Annotated in this window: 10 protein-coding genes and 3 pseudogenes; 9 read left to right on the top strand and 4 right to left on the bottom strand. The window is 45.2% G+C overall.

Annotated elements, in window-relative coordinates; all coding sequences use genetic code 11:
* Positions 1-107 precede the first annotated feature (107 nt).
* The 3 genes and pseudogenes from JFN88_RS10050 (at position 108) to JFN88_RS10040 (ending at position 3,049) form a co-directional block, all read left to right on the top strand.
* Positions 108-611 (top strand): hypothetical protein, encoded by a 504-nt coding sequence (locus tag JFN88_RS10050; protein WP_199019192.1) that lies wholly within the window; start codon positions 108-110, stop codon positions 609-611.
* A 353-nt stretch (positions 612-964) separates the two neighbouring features.
* Positions 965-1,990: pseudogene (locus tag JFN88_RS10045) on the top strand (IS701 family transposase); the annotation flags it as partial.
* A 93-nt stretch (positions 1,991-2,083) separates the two neighbouring features.
* Positions 2,084-3,049, top strand: coding sequence for a copper amine oxidase N-terminal domain-containing protein (locus JFN88_RS10040; RefSeq protein ID WP_199019190.1), 966 nt, complete (start codon positions 2,084-2,086; stop codon positions 3,047-3,049).
* Positions 3,050-3,467: 418 nt separating this feature from the next.
* On the opposite strand, the gene JFN88_RS10035 is transcribed toward JFN88_RS10040, so the two are convergent.
* Positions 3,468-4,358 carry a hypothetical protein gene (locus JFN88_RS10035; RefSeq protein WP_199019189.1) on the bottom strand — a complete coding sequence of 297 codons (891 nt, stop codon included), beginning with the start codon at positions 4,356-4,358 and terminating at the stop codon, positions 3,468-3,470.
* A gap of 402 nt (positions 4,359-4,760) precedes the next feature.
* On the opposite strand from JFN88_RS10035, the gene JFN88_RS10030 reads away from it, so the two are divergent.
* Together JFN88_RS10030 and JFN88_RS10025 are read left to right on the top strand one after the other, a co-directional pair.
* Positions 4,761-6,143: an NAD(P)/FAD-dependent oxidoreductase gene (locus tag JFN88_RS10030; protein WP_199019188.1), complete on the top strand. Its 1,383-nt coding sequence runs from the start codon at positions 4,761-4,763 to the stop codon at positions 6,141-6,143.
* Positions 6,144-6,825: 682 nt separating this feature from the next.
* The gene (locus JFN88_RS10025; protein ID WP_199019187.1) at positions 6,826-8,178 is read left to right on the top strand and encodes an LLM class flavin-dependent oxidoreductase; all 1,353 of its coding nucleotides are present in this window, start codon (positions 6,826-6,828) and stop codon (positions 8,176-8,178) included.
* 1,417 nt (positions 8,179-9,595) lie between these two features.
* On the opposite strand, the pseudogene JFN88_RS24500 reads toward JFN88_RS10025, so the two are convergent.
* A pseudogene (locus JFN88_RS24500) lies at positions 9,596-9,775 on the bottom strand (hypothetical protein); the annotation flags it as partial.
* Between the two features lie 180 nt (positions 9,776-9,955).
* Here JFN88_RS24500 and JFN88_RS24830 point away from each other — a divergent pair.
* A complete protein-coding gene (locus JFN88_RS24830; protein WP_269846535.1) occupies positions 9,956-10,078 on the top strand; it encodes a hypothetical protein in 123 nt (40 codons plus the stop codon).
* 272 nt (positions 10,079-10,350) lie between these two features.
* Here the strand turns inward: JFN88_RS24830 and JFN88_RS10015 are convergent, their stop codons facing one another.
* The gene (locus JFN88_RS10015) at positions 10,351-11,316 is read right to left on the bottom strand and encodes an Ldh family oxidoreductase (RefSeq protein WP_199019185.1); all 966 of its coding nucleotides are present in this window, start codon (positions 11,314-11,316) and stop codon (positions 10,351-10,353) included.
* Between the two features lie 691 nt (positions 11,317-12,007).
* Here JFN88_RS10015 and JFN88_RS10010 point away from each other — a divergent pair.
* Positions 12,008-13,279, top strand: a complete 1,272-nt coding sequence (locus tag JFN88_RS10010; protein ID WP_199019184.1) for an HD domain-containing protein — start codon at positions 12,008-12,010, stop codon at positions 13,277-13,279.
* Positions 13,279-13,800 (top strand): hypothetical protein, encoded by a 522-nt coding sequence (locus JFN88_RS10005; protein WP_199019183.1) that lies wholly within the window; start codon positions 13,279-13,281, stop codon positions 13,798-13,800. The genes JFN88_RS10010 and JFN88_RS10005 overlap by 1 nt, the downstream gene beginning before the upstream one ends.
* A gap of 574 nt (positions 13,801-14,374) precedes the next feature.
* On the opposite strand, the pseudogene JFN88_RS24495 reads toward JFN88_RS10005, so the two are convergent.
* Positions 14,375-14,719, bottom strand: a pseudogene (locus JFN88_RS24495) (transposase).
* Between the two features lie 470 nt (positions 14,720-15,189).
* Here JFN88_RS24495 and JFN88_RS09995 point away from each other — a divergent pair.
* Positions 15,190-16,258: InlB B-repeat-containing protein (locus tag JFN88_RS09995; RefSeq protein WP_199019182.1), on the top strand; the 1,069-nt coding region annotated here is incomplete at its 3' end.

Raw genomic sequence — 16,258 nt, 5'->3', positions numbered from 1 at the left:
GTACCGGGTGAATAGATTTAATTGGGAGGACATCGACATAAGTTAGGGCGAAATTTCATGTGATGTGGAGAGTACTGATGGAAATTTAGTTAATGGGAGTGAGATTAATGAAAGAGGAAGATGTTAAAAACCTATCCGAGTTTCTGGGCTATTTTCAAAATGAATCCGATCGTGGGGCAGCATTAATTGGAGCTGCGATGGTTGAATCTAGGCTGGAAAGACTACTGAAACAAACTCTGCTGGATAATTTCTCAAAAGAAGAATTACTTAGTGGATTTAATTCACCGATAGGAACATTTAGCTCCAGAATTAAATTATGTCATGTTTTGGGGTTCATTACGGATAAAGAAGCTAGAGAAGCGAATTTAATTAGAAAAGTAAGAAATGAATTTGCTCATCAACTTGATGATATTAGCTTTTCCGATTCCCCTGTATGTGACTATTGCCTGCAATTGCAAGCGAGCACTCCAGGAGATCCAAAACAAGAAAAGCGTTTTCGGTTCCTTTTCGTCAATTCAGTAGTGTTGCTATCTCTTGCTATTTGGTATCGCCCTGAACTTGTTAATAAATACAAAAAAATTAAACAATCTGCGTGGGAGTATGAGTTATAGTTGTGAGTTTTAAGTGATTCCAAGAGCTAAGATTTATATAAAAATATTCCTAAATTAAATGGCCAAGCCTCGGTTTGTCCAAAAACTTTCATTTAGTCTGGTCTGCGTTACTTGCATGCATGATCTTCCATTGCCTCTCTTGCTATCTGCTGCGCATAGGCTTCTCCCAAGCCGATTGATTCGTAGTACTCCCGCGTCACATTCCCCATATGCTGGATGCTGAATAATATTAAACTATAAATGAGTAAATTCGCTTCCAGTAAACTGTAAAATCAAAAAAATAGAGACAAAGCGCGCTCCTTGTGGTAAAAAGTAGTCACCACAACCCCATTTTACATGAAGGAGAACTCGCTATGTCTCATACCGCCATCGTACCCGATCATGACACGCTACGCAACTATTTGTTGCAGCACCGATTGCCCCTTTATTATTCCAAGCCGGTTGTCGCGCATATCGAGACGTACATGGCAGCGGCTACAGCGAAAGGCTTTCGAGGCAAGGTTGTCGATCTGGCCGAATACAGTGATCGCCATCGCACGACACTTGGCCATTTTCTGGCTGAAGGCAAGTGGGATGAAACGGTGTTGCAAAACAAAGTCAAGGCGGAATCGCTTCGCCAGGTGGTCGAGATCCCCCATCACGCGGCAGAGCCATTGTTTGTCATTCATGATGACACGATCGCCAAGAAGACCAAACCTTCGTCACAGGCAAAGTCTCCGATCGAGCAAACCGGCTTTCATCATTCCCATCTGGAAGGCAAAGTCGTTTGGGGCCATCAGGTGCAGGCAACCGTCGTCCAAAGTGGCGGCATCTCCTTGATTCATGCCATTGATCCGTACGACAAAACGAAAACGCACCCCGATGGCACGGTCTACACCAAAATCGACCGCGTGTGTGACATGGCAGCCACGCTTCCGCCCCCTCCGCACCGTGGTTATGTGCTGGTGGACTCTTGGTTTACCTGCTCGCGCGTCATGGAAAGTTACGCCGCCGCGGGTTATCACCTGATTGGCGGTCTTCAAACCAATCGAATTATCTACCCGCAAGGCATCCGCATTTCGGTACAGGATTTTGCCTTGCACATCCGCAAAGAAGACGTTCGCCTTGTGACCGTGAACGGTTCTGCTTACTGGACGTACCGTTATGAAGGTGCTTTGAACGACATGGAGAATGCCGTTATTCTGCTGTGTTGGCCAGAGCAGGCGTTTGGGGAGCAAAAAGCACTGCGAGCCTTTTTATGTACGGATGTTTCCTTGACTACGGAAACCATTTGCACGTATTACAGCAAGAGATGGCCGATTGAAATTTTCTTCCGCCAGTCCAAAAACAACCTGGGCTTTGATACGTATCAGGTTCGTTCGGCCACTGCCTTTATTCGAAAAAATTGTGAAAAAGTTTTCTGGCTTGACAGCCTCTTAATTCATAGTAAGATGAGAAATAGTGGTAGTTAATACATATGTGGGGGTTAAGAATTGAAAAAAGCTTGGATTCTATCTATTTTATGCGTTGTGTTATTCAGTGTGGGCGTTATTCCTGCTTCGGCTGCTAGTAATCGTGCTCACATTTTCGTAGATGGGGTGCCGCTTCAATCCAAATCTATGAGCAAGAATAATGTATCGTTCGTACCGTTCCGGGAATTGTTCGAAAAGCTGGATATGGATATCAAATTTGATGCGAAGTTGAAGCAAGTTACAGGTACTAACAGCAAACTTAAAATCACCTTCACGGTTGGCAGCAAGGTCGCCTACGTCAATGGTCAGAAGAAGACGCTGCAAGCAGCACCCTTCACAGAGAACGGAACGACGTATATTCCGATTCGGATTGTAGGAGAGGCAACGGGCAACGCTGTGTACTGGTCGTCAAAAGCAAATGTGATTCAAATTAATAGCCCATCCTTTAAGGGGGCTTCTTATACTGTTGACAGTATTCCTGTCTATTTCAGTGCTAATGGGGCTGTTCTCTTCGGTTCTGAGGCCCTGAAGGAACAGAAGATTCTTTACAAGTTAGCTGAGGAAGACGCCATTAAAAATGTCATTGCGAACTTCCCTAAGGTTCGTATTGTAGGTGAGCCGCCGACAGCGGAGGAGTCCAAAGATCCCGGCTACAAAGGATATCCTGACTATTTTGACGTCAATTATGTTACGGCTGTAGAGAAGAAGGAGAAACTGCCCCCGTTATTGAGTCAGGGCTGGATTTCACTAGCGCTGCTGTCGGAGATCGAGAAAATTAACAATCTTGGTAGCAGGGAACCTAACACTATTGTGATAGGTAAATATATTGGAGGAGACATCGTTAGAAAGAGTATCGTTTTGACGGACGCATACAAGAAAGCAAAAGACGGTGATTTTGTGTTAAGCGATATCCGTGTGAAGAAGTATAAAGGTTCAATGTACCTGAATATTGAAGATTTGCAGACGGCAGGACTGATTAAGAACTAAAATATTGGGCGCAGCATCGGTGCTATGCATTCATTTGGATTCCATCTGCTGATAGATTGGCCAGGATACTCTCTTGAGTACCCTGGCTTTTTGCTGTGAAGCGGGATTACGCGTATATTATACGGAATGTCCACCATTTGGAAAATCACTGGCAGGCTTGAATGATTAGCACGTGCAAATCGTGTCAATGAATCGTTAAGTTAAAGTGCAGAGAAACGAATTCGATTAACAGTGCGAATCTTTTATATATTTCCCTCGCCAAGCCACCTCATATTCAAAATAATAATGGGCACCTGCAATAAGGGTGCCTTTCAATTTCGCCGATAGCACCGTTAAGCTGAACCCTACCATAAATGACGGCGAAAATTGGAGTGTTGAGGAGGGCCAGGCGGACTCACGCTGCATCAGAGGCGCAAAATCAACCGTCCGACGGGGCGTACTTCGTTACGTCCCGCTCGAATACCGCTCCATTGAACAGGTCCAGCTCCACATGGGTGGTTCCGCGATCGTCGGTCAGTACGATCATTTGCGACCCGACGAGGGGAACGCGGTCGGCGCTGGTGCGCATGTGTGCTGAGACGACACGAGGAGCGCCGTCAACGGTATAGCTTACCTCAACCGTGAATATCGGGAAATTAAAGAGCCAGCGGTTAGTAAAATTCACGGCGGTCAACGTCCCGGTGCATGACAAACCCTCCATGCGGAGTCGCTCGATGTCCGCCTGACGCCGCCGGGCGTGGGCGATAGAGCCGGGCAATCGCAGGAGCGCGATGGCGGCCCAGAGGGCAAAGCAAGCTCCGATGACGGCGCCGAGCTCTGGCGGGATCGTCGGCGATGTCGCGATGGCCTCGAGGTCGAAGGGGCGCGCCAGGTCGCTTGTCAGTGTCCAGAGCAGGAGGACTCCCGCGACTGCTGCGAGTCCTCCTGCTGCCGATAGCGTCGCGAACAGGCCGGCTACCCTGGTCTGTCCGAACTGCTCAATCGATCGCGAGTACACTCCGCCGGTTGCACCGATTGCGACGAACAGCAGCACCACCGCGACGCCCACTGTGACCGGATGACCGAGTAGCATGCTGATCGCCGGTGTCGGCGCCATGCTGAGCAGTGCGCCGAACGGCACGGAGCCTGTCAGCGCCCACAGTGCAGCGGCTGTGAGCAGCCATGGCATCAGCGGAGCCGCGCGTCCGACGCGACGTCCCGGCAGGAGCATAGTCATCCGTCCGTTTTTATCCGTGGTGGAGAACAGCGGCAGCGGCTCGATATGTTCTTGCTGCCCGTGCTGCTGCTGACCCTTTGCAGTATCCTTCATTGGCATGGCCCTCCCGAGGAAATACTTCAATCGTATATATTTGATAAGGGAAAGGTGAATAGTTGTGAGCGCTGTCACATTTTAGGTGCCGTACTAAAAAGCTCAAATTTCTATTATTTTTATATGTAGTCATACACACTTTCACCTCCAAAATTTCTTATCTATATTTTATCACCTATACGTTGTCTACTGTAAATACCCAAGTCGAAACAAGGAGCAGATCAACAGTGATATCTGATCCTTTTGGATTTTTCGCCGATAGTCCTGTTAAGTTGAACCTCACCATAAGTGACGGCAAAATTTTTTAGTGAGGGACAGGGTCTTGGGGGGTATAATTATGCTGAAGGTACCGTTTTACTAAGAGGAATGGATGAAAAACGATGAAAGTGCGGAGGCAATAACTTGAGATATGAATTTGTGATTATCGGTGCGGGGGTAGCAGGTATTTTCGCTGCGCTTGAGCTGAAGAAGAAGGGGCGCAAGGTACTCATTATCGACAAAGGCAAATTGCTGGAAGATCGAGCTTGTCCTTCCGATCAGAACAAGGAGTGTAACTGCGATACTTGCGACAAGTACGTCGGCTTCGGAGGCTTGGGTTTATCGGAAGGGAAATTTAACTATACAAACGATTTCGGAGGAGATCTGGAGCGTAAAGTCGGATATGAACGGGCGCTAGAGCTGATGAACGAAGTAGATGACGTGTTAACTGCTTATGGCGGAAACCGGACAGAGATTTACAGTACCTATGACCCGGAGTTGGTTGCTCTGGCAAAGGAAGCGGGCTTCGGAATTTTATCAACAAGAACGCGTCATCTTGGGACGAATCTGTCTCGGATGATTTTGCGAGAATTTTATGAAGAACTGAAGCTAGGAGCTGACTTCTGCTTCCAAATGGAGGTTCGCACGATTATCCCGCAAGCGGCGGGAGGCTTCGAATTGATCTTGGAAAATGGGGAGGTTGTCCAAGCGGATACGATCCTCCTCGCGACCGGTCGCAGCGGTAACGAGTGGCTTGCGCGGCAATGCGATATTCTTGGCATCGAACGGGGGGAAACGCGGGTTGATCTCGGGCTGCGAATCGAAATGCGAGGCAACCAACTGAATTCGATTCTTGGTCGTTCTGTGGAAACTAAATTGCATTACGAAGGTAACGGATATTCGGCGACAACATATTGCATGAACCCACGGGGACGGGTGGTCCTCAAGAAACAGGAAAGACTCGCGATGCCGGATGGACAAAATTACCGGGAGCAGAAGGACGGAGGGACTTCGAATTTGAACTTCACTTTATTCGTACCGTCCTTTTTTCCATCGCTAGCAGAAGCGGACCGCTACCTTCACGACGTTGTCGGTAAAATTAATCGTGGACGTTCTCGTATTGCAGCGCAGCGACTTCGGGATCTTCAAGGGACCCGAAGTTCCAATAGTCTAGTATCGGATCGTGAGTCCAGCACCGTCATTCCAACTCTCGAAGCGGAGTTTACGGACCTGAGGTCAGAAGTGCCTGAGTTGTACATTCGTGCGACGCTCGAATTTTTGGACGCCTTAGAGATGCTGATTCGCGAACCAATCGACAAGGAGACGATACTGTACGCGATTGATGGCAAGCTGTACTCGCCGGGCATCAAGACTGACGAACGATTTGAGACCCAGATTTCTCGAATGTTTGCAATAGGAGACTGTTCCGGCACGACCCATTCTCTGTCACAGGCAGCGGCAAGCGGCCTCTATGTCGGAAGATTGTTGTCAACAGAACCTCGTCTGGATAAGGTTCAAAACAGCTAAGAACGAGACAATAAAATAGTTACCGCATCGGACAAAGCGAACTTGATAAAGCTCTTAAACACATCGTTAATAAGCAAGATCATAGGACGGGCCATCCAGCAAAGGATGGCCTTAAAAACTTGCCGTTACAGACTGCGCGGAGAACCGTATCACAAGTGACGGCAACGTTTTTTGGCGAGAAGCAGAAAGAGTAAACTTTCATCGGATATGACTCGATGCGCCACAGTCATTATACCACTAAGTGGAAGAACAGGGTGGGAATGTTGCGATTATTGAGCGGCTTGAGCAGGCCGAAATCTATTTATATGCAGTTAATTGTTTTTTTTACAATAAAAGATATCTATTGTAAATTCATTGACCCTGTGTCAGGCGGAATGTTAAGATAAGCTCATTAATAAATCCGATTTAAAAGATAGACATTGTTGGAATAAGTCAAGAGGAGGGCTGATCGAAGAACAGCTGCATTGGAAGCGTGAGTATCAACATCAAATTGTAATGTCTAAACGCTCGATTCAACCTGTATCTTTCTCCACTTTGAACCAAATTTCGTTCAAAATTAAGACCATGTCTGGGTTTGCCCGACCAACTTGCTTACCTTATAAAGCTCGTCCTGCAAGCCTGATCTGCTGGCGCTACTCATCATCCTATTGCCTAAAATACAATTATACGAGGAGAGATTAGCATGACAAAATCAAACCGACAATTAAAGATTGGCCTGGAATTGGTTGGTGCTGGCGTGACGCAATGGCGGTTTCCCCAAATCCCGGTAGATGCGAGCACCAATGTCGGTTATTACACAGGCCTGGCGCAGCTTGCAGAGAAAGGCAAACTCGATTTTGTCTTTGTGGCAGATGGGCTCCACATTAACGAGAAGTCGATTCCACATTTTCTTAACCGGTTTGAGCCGCTGACAATTCTCTCGGCGCTGGCAGGCGCGACGAAACATATTGGCCTGACGGGAACAGTGTCAACTTCCTACAGTGAGCCGTTTACGATTGCCAGGCAGTTTGCTTCACTTGATCATATTAGCGGCGGCAGGGCGGGCTGGAATGTCGTTACGTCCCCGCTTGAGAAGTCTGCCCTAAATTTCAACAAGACGATCGAAGATCATCCCGATCATCCTAAGCGCTACCGCATCGCTGCTGAATATGTGGAGCTGGTGCGTGGGCTGTGGGATTCCTGGGAAGATGATGCTTTTGTACGCAACAAGGAGACCGGCCAATATTTTGACCCGGATAAGCTGCATACCTTGCATCATAAAGGGGAGTTTTTCTCCGTACAAGGACCCCTAAACATCGCACGCTCCCGCCAGGGCCATCCAATCATCTTCCAGGCAGGCTCGTCTGATGCCGGGCGCGGCCTTGCAGCAGCAACTGCAGACGCCATATTTACCAGTTCCCAAACATTGGGCGATGCACAGGCGTTTTACTCGGATGTGAAAGAGCGCGCAGCTGCCCTGGGCAGAGATGCGGATAAGCTGCTTGTGTTTCCGGGAGTTAGCGTAATTGTCGGCGATACGGAAGCAGCGGCGGAACAAGAGTATGAGCATACGCTATCCTATATTTCCATCGAAAATGCACTGGATTATTTGGGGCGGTTTTTTGACCATCATGATTTCAGCCAATACCCGCTTGACGACTTATTCCCGGAAATCGGGGACTTGGGGAAAAACAGCTTTCAGAGCGTGACCGATCGGATCAAGCGTCAAGCGAAAGAGCAGAATCTGACGCTGCGCCAGGCTGCTTTGAGGGTTATAGCGCCAAGGCCGCATTTTATTGGTACGGCAGAGCAGGTAGCCGATGGCTTGCAGCAGTGGTTCGAAGAGCGGGGCGCAGACGGTTTTATTCTGCAACCAAGAACATATGAATCGTTTGAATCGTTTGTTGAAAAAGTTGTACCTATTTTGCAGCAGCGCGGACTTTTCAGGGAGGATTATGTGGAGGATACGTTCCGCGGCAATCTCGGGCTCGAAAAGCCGGAAAATCGCTATTCAGCCAAGCGGCTGCAAAAGCCTGCGGTTCAGTTACAAGCCTAATTCACCTTACCTAATAATAGACACGGACTAGACCGTTGTATAGTGAACCTAAATAAAACGGTATCTCGGAGACACTGATGAAAAGAAGACTGGTGGGCGTAATGGCATGGTTCATGGCGGCTATATTTCTCTTGTTTCTGATTCCAGTCGCAGAGTACTACATACTCCCAAAGCGCCAAGTTTCGACACAACAAGCGGATCATCATTACGTGGACGTTACAAGAACTAAATATTATTTTAGAAACTTTTTGTGGTCGGGTATATTTCCGCTATATGGCGGGTTTATTTCCGATCCTCATTTTTTGTTCCAGCACCCGGTGGATCTAACACAGTATCTTTCATCTTTTTTTCAAAAGAAGCCGGTCAAATATCAATTGGTACAGGTGAATCCTTATTTCAAAAATAAAACCTCAGAAATGATTCTGGCAATGGAGTTCGACGGGCAGGCATATGAGTATAAACTGGAGGTTCCTTCAGACTACCCAGCGTTTGTAGTGGAGTCCGAACCTTCAAGTGAGTTTTTATATTATGGTAATAACCTGTACTTCGTACTGACGGATGGTTGGAAACAGGCTTTTCTAATTTATGAGATTCTACCTCCTTTGCAAGAGAACAAATCACTTACCTACAATTTAATTAGTATAGATCAGAGCGACGTTCCGGCATTTTTGAATTTCCCACTCTCGCAGGATCAAATAGATAGACTAATCAACCATTATGATAATAGCTTTTATGATTTTTATTCCCAATATGTAGATAAAAACTATGCCATAGAACAGCTACATAGCCCAAAACGAGAACGCCTTGCGTTTTCGACTTTGTATGGTGCGGGCCTAAATATAAAACATGCTCAATTAAAAGAATTAAGAAAAGATAGCCAAGGTTCCTTTGATTTACAGCTGCACAGTAATTTTGAATTTATTACAGCGGCTCAACCAGTGGAAGTGACACATGCGCCGGAGGAAAATAAAATAAGGATAGAAACTAATCATTGGAACTATTATGATATAACGACGGCAGGGGTTACATTTGATACCTCCTCTTTTGCCATTCAACAGGAAACCAAGTATATTCTGATTCGAACGGATGATATGCATAGAATGATTAGCTATATTGATAAATATATGAATCGGCGTCACGAGAAAAGCAAGGAGATTGAATATTTAAAGGATTATATTGAAGGAACGTATGAGAATATTCCGTTTCTAATCGAAATGGTGACGGAGCATGAAAACACATACTCCATTCAGCGGAAAGGCATTTCATTTGTTATTCTACCGCCCCATACTGCCCATCAATTATTGGGCAGCTATTCTAACCGGACCGCATATGCAATGCCGAATAAGGAATCGGACGGTGAGTATTTATTTATAATGGATTTTCAGGATTTCTCCCTAAAGCTTACGTATGCTGAAGTTCAAGAGCTAAAGTCATTTTTGCAACAAATTGGAGGGTCGACTGACCGGTTGCCTGTATCCGAACAGCCGATGCTTTCTAAAATGAGTTTAAATTCTTCGACACCATACCAACGTAATGCAAAACGCTGTAATTCTGTCTGGATAAGTGCACCATTACGCCATTTTTCATATTTTAAAAATAAGATATTCATGCATCGGAGAGACTATTTAGGAAAAGGGTGGCCTTTAAAACTAGAATCTAGCAACGCTGGGCCACCGCTTGGTGGATCGGCTACACTGAGTTAGACACAACAGTTTGATCAAATATGCAAGCTCTAAGTTGGAGCCTATACATATAAGTCAACAAAGGGCAGGAAGCCATGATCGATGCAGCCGGCGGTACCGTGTATGGGTACGGTCATTCTTCGGGCGCTGTGTTGGCGCTGGAGGCTGCGCTTCGGCTGGGCGACAAAGTACGAAAGGTAGCCATCGTCCGGTTATGAAATTGCTGAGTCGATTGAACTTCTTCGTGGTTCGAATGATTCAATAAATTCACCCGAAGTTTAAATATGGACTCTCTAAAAAGAAATAGAATAGCGAAGGTTTCACCGCTGTTCAGGAGAAATTTAAGGCTTAGTTTTCTACCGCCACCCTTCGGTAACCCCCATACTCATATTTCCAATGTTTTTTATCATGGGAAAAGCATAGTTATCCGCTTTTTCGATGGATTGACGTGTCGCTTCAATCCACTTTTCAGCGCTCTGTCTGATAATCGTTAGTGCTGACAATATTTCTCAAGGGTTGCAACAAGTGAGGACGGAAGATCTATTTCTTCCTTAACAAAGCTGCTCCCGGGGACGTGAATACCTTTGGAGGACAACCGTTCGATCTGATACGCTATACGAGCCGAAAAACCTGGAGCGAGCAGTTCGGGGTTTAGGGCAACAATGAACAGGCCTACACCAGGCGAGTAGCTGCCTTCCTCAAAGGATGGGGCATCAAGTGACCAGTTCGCGCCTGTTGTACCTGCGGCGAGTATTTCAACCATGAGTGCGATATTGGCACCACGCGCACCCCCGAAAGCAAGTAAAGCCCCCTTGATCGCTTCACGCGGATTCATAGTGTTTAGCCCCTTCTCATCGATGGCCCAGCCTTCAGGGATCATCTCACCGCGCTCTGCCGCTTGCCGTATGTTAACAAATGCCGTGGCACTGGACGCCTGATCGATAACCAAGGGAGCCCTGTTGTCGACAGGCGCAGCGAATGAGAGAGGATTGGTACCATAAACCGCCTGGCTACTTTGTCCCGTAGCCATTAAGGCAGATCCATTGGTCGCAGCCAACGCTACCAGTCCTTTACGGGCGAGTCGCCTTACGTAATAGCCCAACTCTCCAGCCGTATAGCTGTTCTTTAACGCAAATACGGTTACACCATAAGCGTTTGCCCGTGTTTGCAATTCCTCGAATGCACGATCAAAACCAAGTTGGGCGATACCACCCTTGGCATCGACCTGAATGAGAGTGGGGGCTGGAAAGAAGAGCGCAGGCTCTTCTGTGCTAATGCGACCATTCAAAAAGCCTTCCAGATAGTCAGGAAGATGAGCAAATCCAACCGAACTCCGACCGGAACATTCCGCAGCAACCGTTGCTTCAGCAAGAGAGATTGCTACTTCTTTGCTCGCACCAGAAGCAACACACGCGCGAATAGCCAACTCTCTTGCGCTCTTAAGATCGTATCGCATTGGCTATTATCCTGGAACTCGGCTGCATTTGTGGCTTGAATCCTTTCAAAACTACAAATGCAACCATTTTTAGATTGATTCCTCTACTATCATGCTGCTCGGTGGTGGGGAATAAAGCTACCGATTTATTTGTTGCTTTGTTGTTTCCTCTCAGCATTTCATCACGCTCCCGACTGAAATTTCTTCTTTCCATGTGCACACAAGTTTTTAATAATAATTATATCATGGAAATATGTTAGCCCAGACAAGCAACGCGAGCCAGTCTTGCCATGATTTAATAGCTTCCGCTGAGCGCCGCATACTTACCCCATTTTTCGCCCATAGGCCCGTTAAGCTGAACCGTATCACAAATAGTCGTAAGCGGAAAATCAAGGTAAGAATTGATACAAATGAATGAAAACTACTTTGCGTACCACAATTTTGTATTCAATCCGCTCATTAATCTTAGAGCAAGATTGCATTTGATCGACAAAATTCCTTTTAATTTCCAGGAATTTCTGGTACAATATGCCTATATTCTCTTTTTTATTCTGACTAAAGTATTATTTTTCTGAGAATTAGAACTGATACGAACGTAACCAACAAGCGATTCTATCTGATGATTCAAAATAACTAACATAAAACATTTTGAAAATCTTTGACACATTCTATATACGAACAAAAGTTCGTGTTATAATAAGGAGAGATAATAATGCCAGACATTAGAGATCCGATACACGGATTTATTAGTCTAACAAAAGATGAACAAAGAATTGTTGATACCCCAGAATTTCAAAGATTGCGTCGTATTCGTCAATTAGCAACAACATACTTACTATACCCTTCAGCAGAACATACTCGATTTCCACACTCTTTGGGTGTAATGCAAGTCTCAAGTTTGGTTTTTGACAAAGTATTTGAAAAGAGAAAGGATGTGTTGGGTTGGTCAGAAGATGAAAGGAAAAAATATCGTCAAATGCTTAGACTGGCCTCATTATTGCATGATATTGCCCATGCGCCTTTCTCTCATGTTTCAGACGATCTATTTGATGAAAATGTGAAAGGTCATGAAGGAATGGCCGGTAAAATAATCACAAATTCGAATGTTACACCTATTGTTGACAAAATAGGGGCAGAGTATGGTTTTAATTCTAGTTCAATTGCTGCTTTAATAACAGGGAATGCATTTCATAGTGATGAAAGATTAATTGCCGATATCTTTGCATCGGAACTTGATTCTGATAAAATGGACTATCTATTAAGGGATTCATTATATACGGGTGTAAAGTATGGGAATTTTGACCTGGATAGAGTATTAAATGTACTTTCTCTATGTTATAGAGAAGGCGAATGGAAATTAGGAGTTGAATACGACGGAGTTGAAGCAGTAGAAGGGTTAATTCTTGCACGTTATTTTATGTTTACTCAAGTATACCTTCATAGAACCAGAAGAATCTATGACAATATTATGATTCAACTACTTAAGGAGATTCTTGTAAGAGATTCTTCTACGGGAAGACTCCCCTTAGAAGTTCAGGATTTTATTAAATGGGACGATTACTCTGTCATAGAGAAAGCAAAAGAGATAAAGAGTCCGTGGGCAGATAGGTTTCTGAATAGGGTACATCTTAAATGCATTTGGGAGTCAGAACCTGCTGTAACAAGAGAGGAACGAGTTATTCAAAGAGAATGCGAGCTACAGATTAAAGATGAACTTGAGTTAAAATATAAGCCGTATCAAGTTATTATTGACAGATATCAAAAAACACCAATGAAGTTTGCGCTTTCCGATGGTTCACCAACAATTAGTGTAATTAGTAAAAATGACCCTACAGCTATCTACTCCTTAAAAGATAGGGCACCTGTTGTAGCTAAATTAGAGGAACCAATTTATATCTGTAGAATATATACTGATAGCGATGTTGCCAAAGATGTACACGATTATGTAAAAATGAGGTATGAAGTCTTGAGGAGGAAAAATTAATGAGTTTACAGACATTGGTAGCATATTTAGTTGATCAAAAAGGCCAAATACCAGGAAAGAAAGCTTTTCAAAAATATATGTATTTTTTAGATGCGAAAGGTGTGCCAACACCTTTAAGTTTTAGAATCCATCATTTTGGGCCGTATTCCTCTGAATTGGATTATGCGACCGATAATCTGGAAATTGAAGGAGCAATCACCGTTTCGCAGAATTCTGGAGGTAATGGATTTGTTATTCATTCTGGAAAAAAAAGCAGTAGCTTAATTGAATCTGGAAAGGATTTTATTGAAGAACATCAAAGTAAAATTGAATTTGTTTTAGAATCTCTTCCAAATGAGTCACGAACATTAGAATTGTGGTCTACTACACATTTCGTTGCTAATTCAATGAATAAATTTTATGATGGTGCAGAGAAAGCAAGCGTTATTAAAGAAGTTAAAAAAATAAAGCAAGAAAAGTTTACTGAAAATGAAATTTCTGAAGCGTATGACAAACTGATAGAATTAAACCTATTGCCATAGATTTCAAAAGTCAATACTGTAACTTTTGTGTACGAGGACTCCCTGTATTTAATTGTCCATATAATTAGAATTACTTGTACAAAAAGTACTGCACGGTGTATCAAAAAAAGCCATTCAAAGGGAAGGCCCTTGTAACAACTTTAAATCTTTGTTGAATTGCATATTAAATTTGTACTTGCTATAGATAGCTTGTAAAACCTCATTTTAATCGGGCTTGTCAAGAATTATGTGCCAACTCTTTTATAGATATCCTCCTCCGAGGGGAAGGTTCACCTAGCGAAGATGCTGCCCGACCCGATCTGGGAAAAAGACGGGGAACTGGAGGAGCATCTGCCCCCAATTCTGAACGCGACCGGTCCATTTGCGGATCACACCCATAGTCGAGAGAGCATTTTGAGCAGTGCCTCATCGGAAGGGAAGATGCTCTTGCTCTTGGTCCCCTTGCGCAGTGGCGGGTGGTAGCTCTCGATGATGGTTGTCTTATAGATCAACTTTCGGATTTCCGGCGGTTATTTGAAAAAAGTGGTGAGCTCTGACCCGTTACTACGCCAGGAATGTACTATGAGGGGGTAATTCATGCCCCAGACTTCTTCAAAGCGGTCACCCTGACCAAGGCAGGTTCCTCCGTGGTGGCCTTGTAGACCGGTTTCAAATCCGCGGTGACTTTCTTGAGATCCTTGTAGGAGACATAGCGCGTCGAATTCCGAATCTGATGGATCACACACTTCTGAATTTCGGTTTGGGAATAACAAGCCGTAATTGCTTGCGTGAAGCAGATCAGGTTGTCCACACACGTCATTTAGAATGTCCTGCACGCCGCGGTTCTTCAGATGCTCATCCAGAACTTCGCGGACTCGTTCTCGCAAGTCCACATCCCCAGCACATCCTTATTGTTATCCCAATCAATACTGATCACCATGTACGCCGCTTTGTTTACAATGGCCCCGTCCTGCTTCTGAATTTATCCTTCCATTTATTACACTTGCTCTAGAGTTATCTTGGTTTTATGCCCTCTTTTTTTACATCCTATCGTGAAGTTGCATTTTAATATTTTTTTTCAGTATAGAGGATCAGAGCCTACTTGCATTTAAACTTAATTCTACAAGTTTAGCCGCGCCAAAAATTTTTATTTTGCCCCTGAAATCCTATGTAGGAGTTTGTGAGTTTCTGTCGAAATATTGTAATAGCTAATTGAAGGAGTGGGGGCGTGAGTACTAAAGTCAAGGGTCACAAGCTCCAAATTTAATAGCGAACGGATAGTTGCAGATTTCCCAAAACAAATCGAAGGGGATATTTATGGTCGGTGCTAACTTTTTTGGGTTCAGTGGTTCTTACTCTCGAAAAATATTTTTTATCGTAATGTCATTGGTACTTTTTTGGCAAGTGTCGATGGGACAAGTGTTTGCGTCGGCGGTCTATACCGTGACCTTCAAAGATTATAACGGTACGATATTGAAGACGCAGACGGTCAATCATGGCGGAGATGCGACGCCGCCCGCAAATCCGGTCCTGGAAGGACATACCTTTACGGGCTGGAGCGAGCCGTATACGAATGTGACGTCGGACAAAACCATAACGGCGTGGTACAACACCAATGCGTATACGATTATCTTCCATAACAACGTAGACCGTGATGGTGAGGTGTATCGCGTAAACGGCTGGTACGGAGATCCAATCTGGCAGCCAGCGGATCCATGGCGTACAGGCTATACGTTCGACGGCTGGTATAAAGAAGCTGAGCTGATACACGCATGGGACTTCGAACGCGATACGATGCCGGCAGGGGGAACAACGCTGTATGCAAAGTGGGTGGTCAAGTCCTACACCGTGATCTTCAAAAATTATAACGGTACGATATTGAAGACGCAGACGGTCAATCATGGCGGAGATGCGACGCCGCCCGCAAATCCGGTTCGGGAAGGACATACCTTTTCGGGCTGGAGCGAGCCGTATACGAATGTGACGTCGGACAAAACCATAACGGCGTGGTACAACGCCAATGCGTATACGATGTTCTTCAATAGCAACGGAGGAACTAACGTTCCTCAACAGTCGGCATGGTTTGGGGGCAAGCTAACGAAACCCCAAGACCCATGGCGAGAAGGGTACAACTTTAGCGGCTGGTATAAGGAAGCGGAGCTGACGAATGCGTGGAACTTCGGCAATGATACGATGCCTGGACAGGACATGACCCTGTATGCGAAGTGGACGATTAAAACGTACACCGTGACATTCGAAAATGACAATGGCTCGATATTGAAGACCGAGACAGTGGACCATGGCGGGTACGCAACAGCGCCGGATGATCCGACTCGAACGGGCTACACGTTTACGGGCTGGAATGGTGTATATACGAATGTCACCTCAGACAGAACGATAACAGCACAGTACAGCGTGAATTACTATACGGTGAATTTCGAAAGCAACGGAGGACTTGAGGTACCGCTCCAGACTGTGG

The organism is Paenibacillus roseus (assembly GCF_016424485.1).
In the GTDB taxonomy this organism is placed as follows: domain Bacteria; phylum Bacillota; class Bacilli; order Paenibacillales; family Paenibacillaceae; genus Paenibacillus_D; species Paenibacillus_D roseus.
Note: the sequence above shows the minus strand (reverse complement) of the source record. Positions and strands in the feature narration are given on the sequence as shown.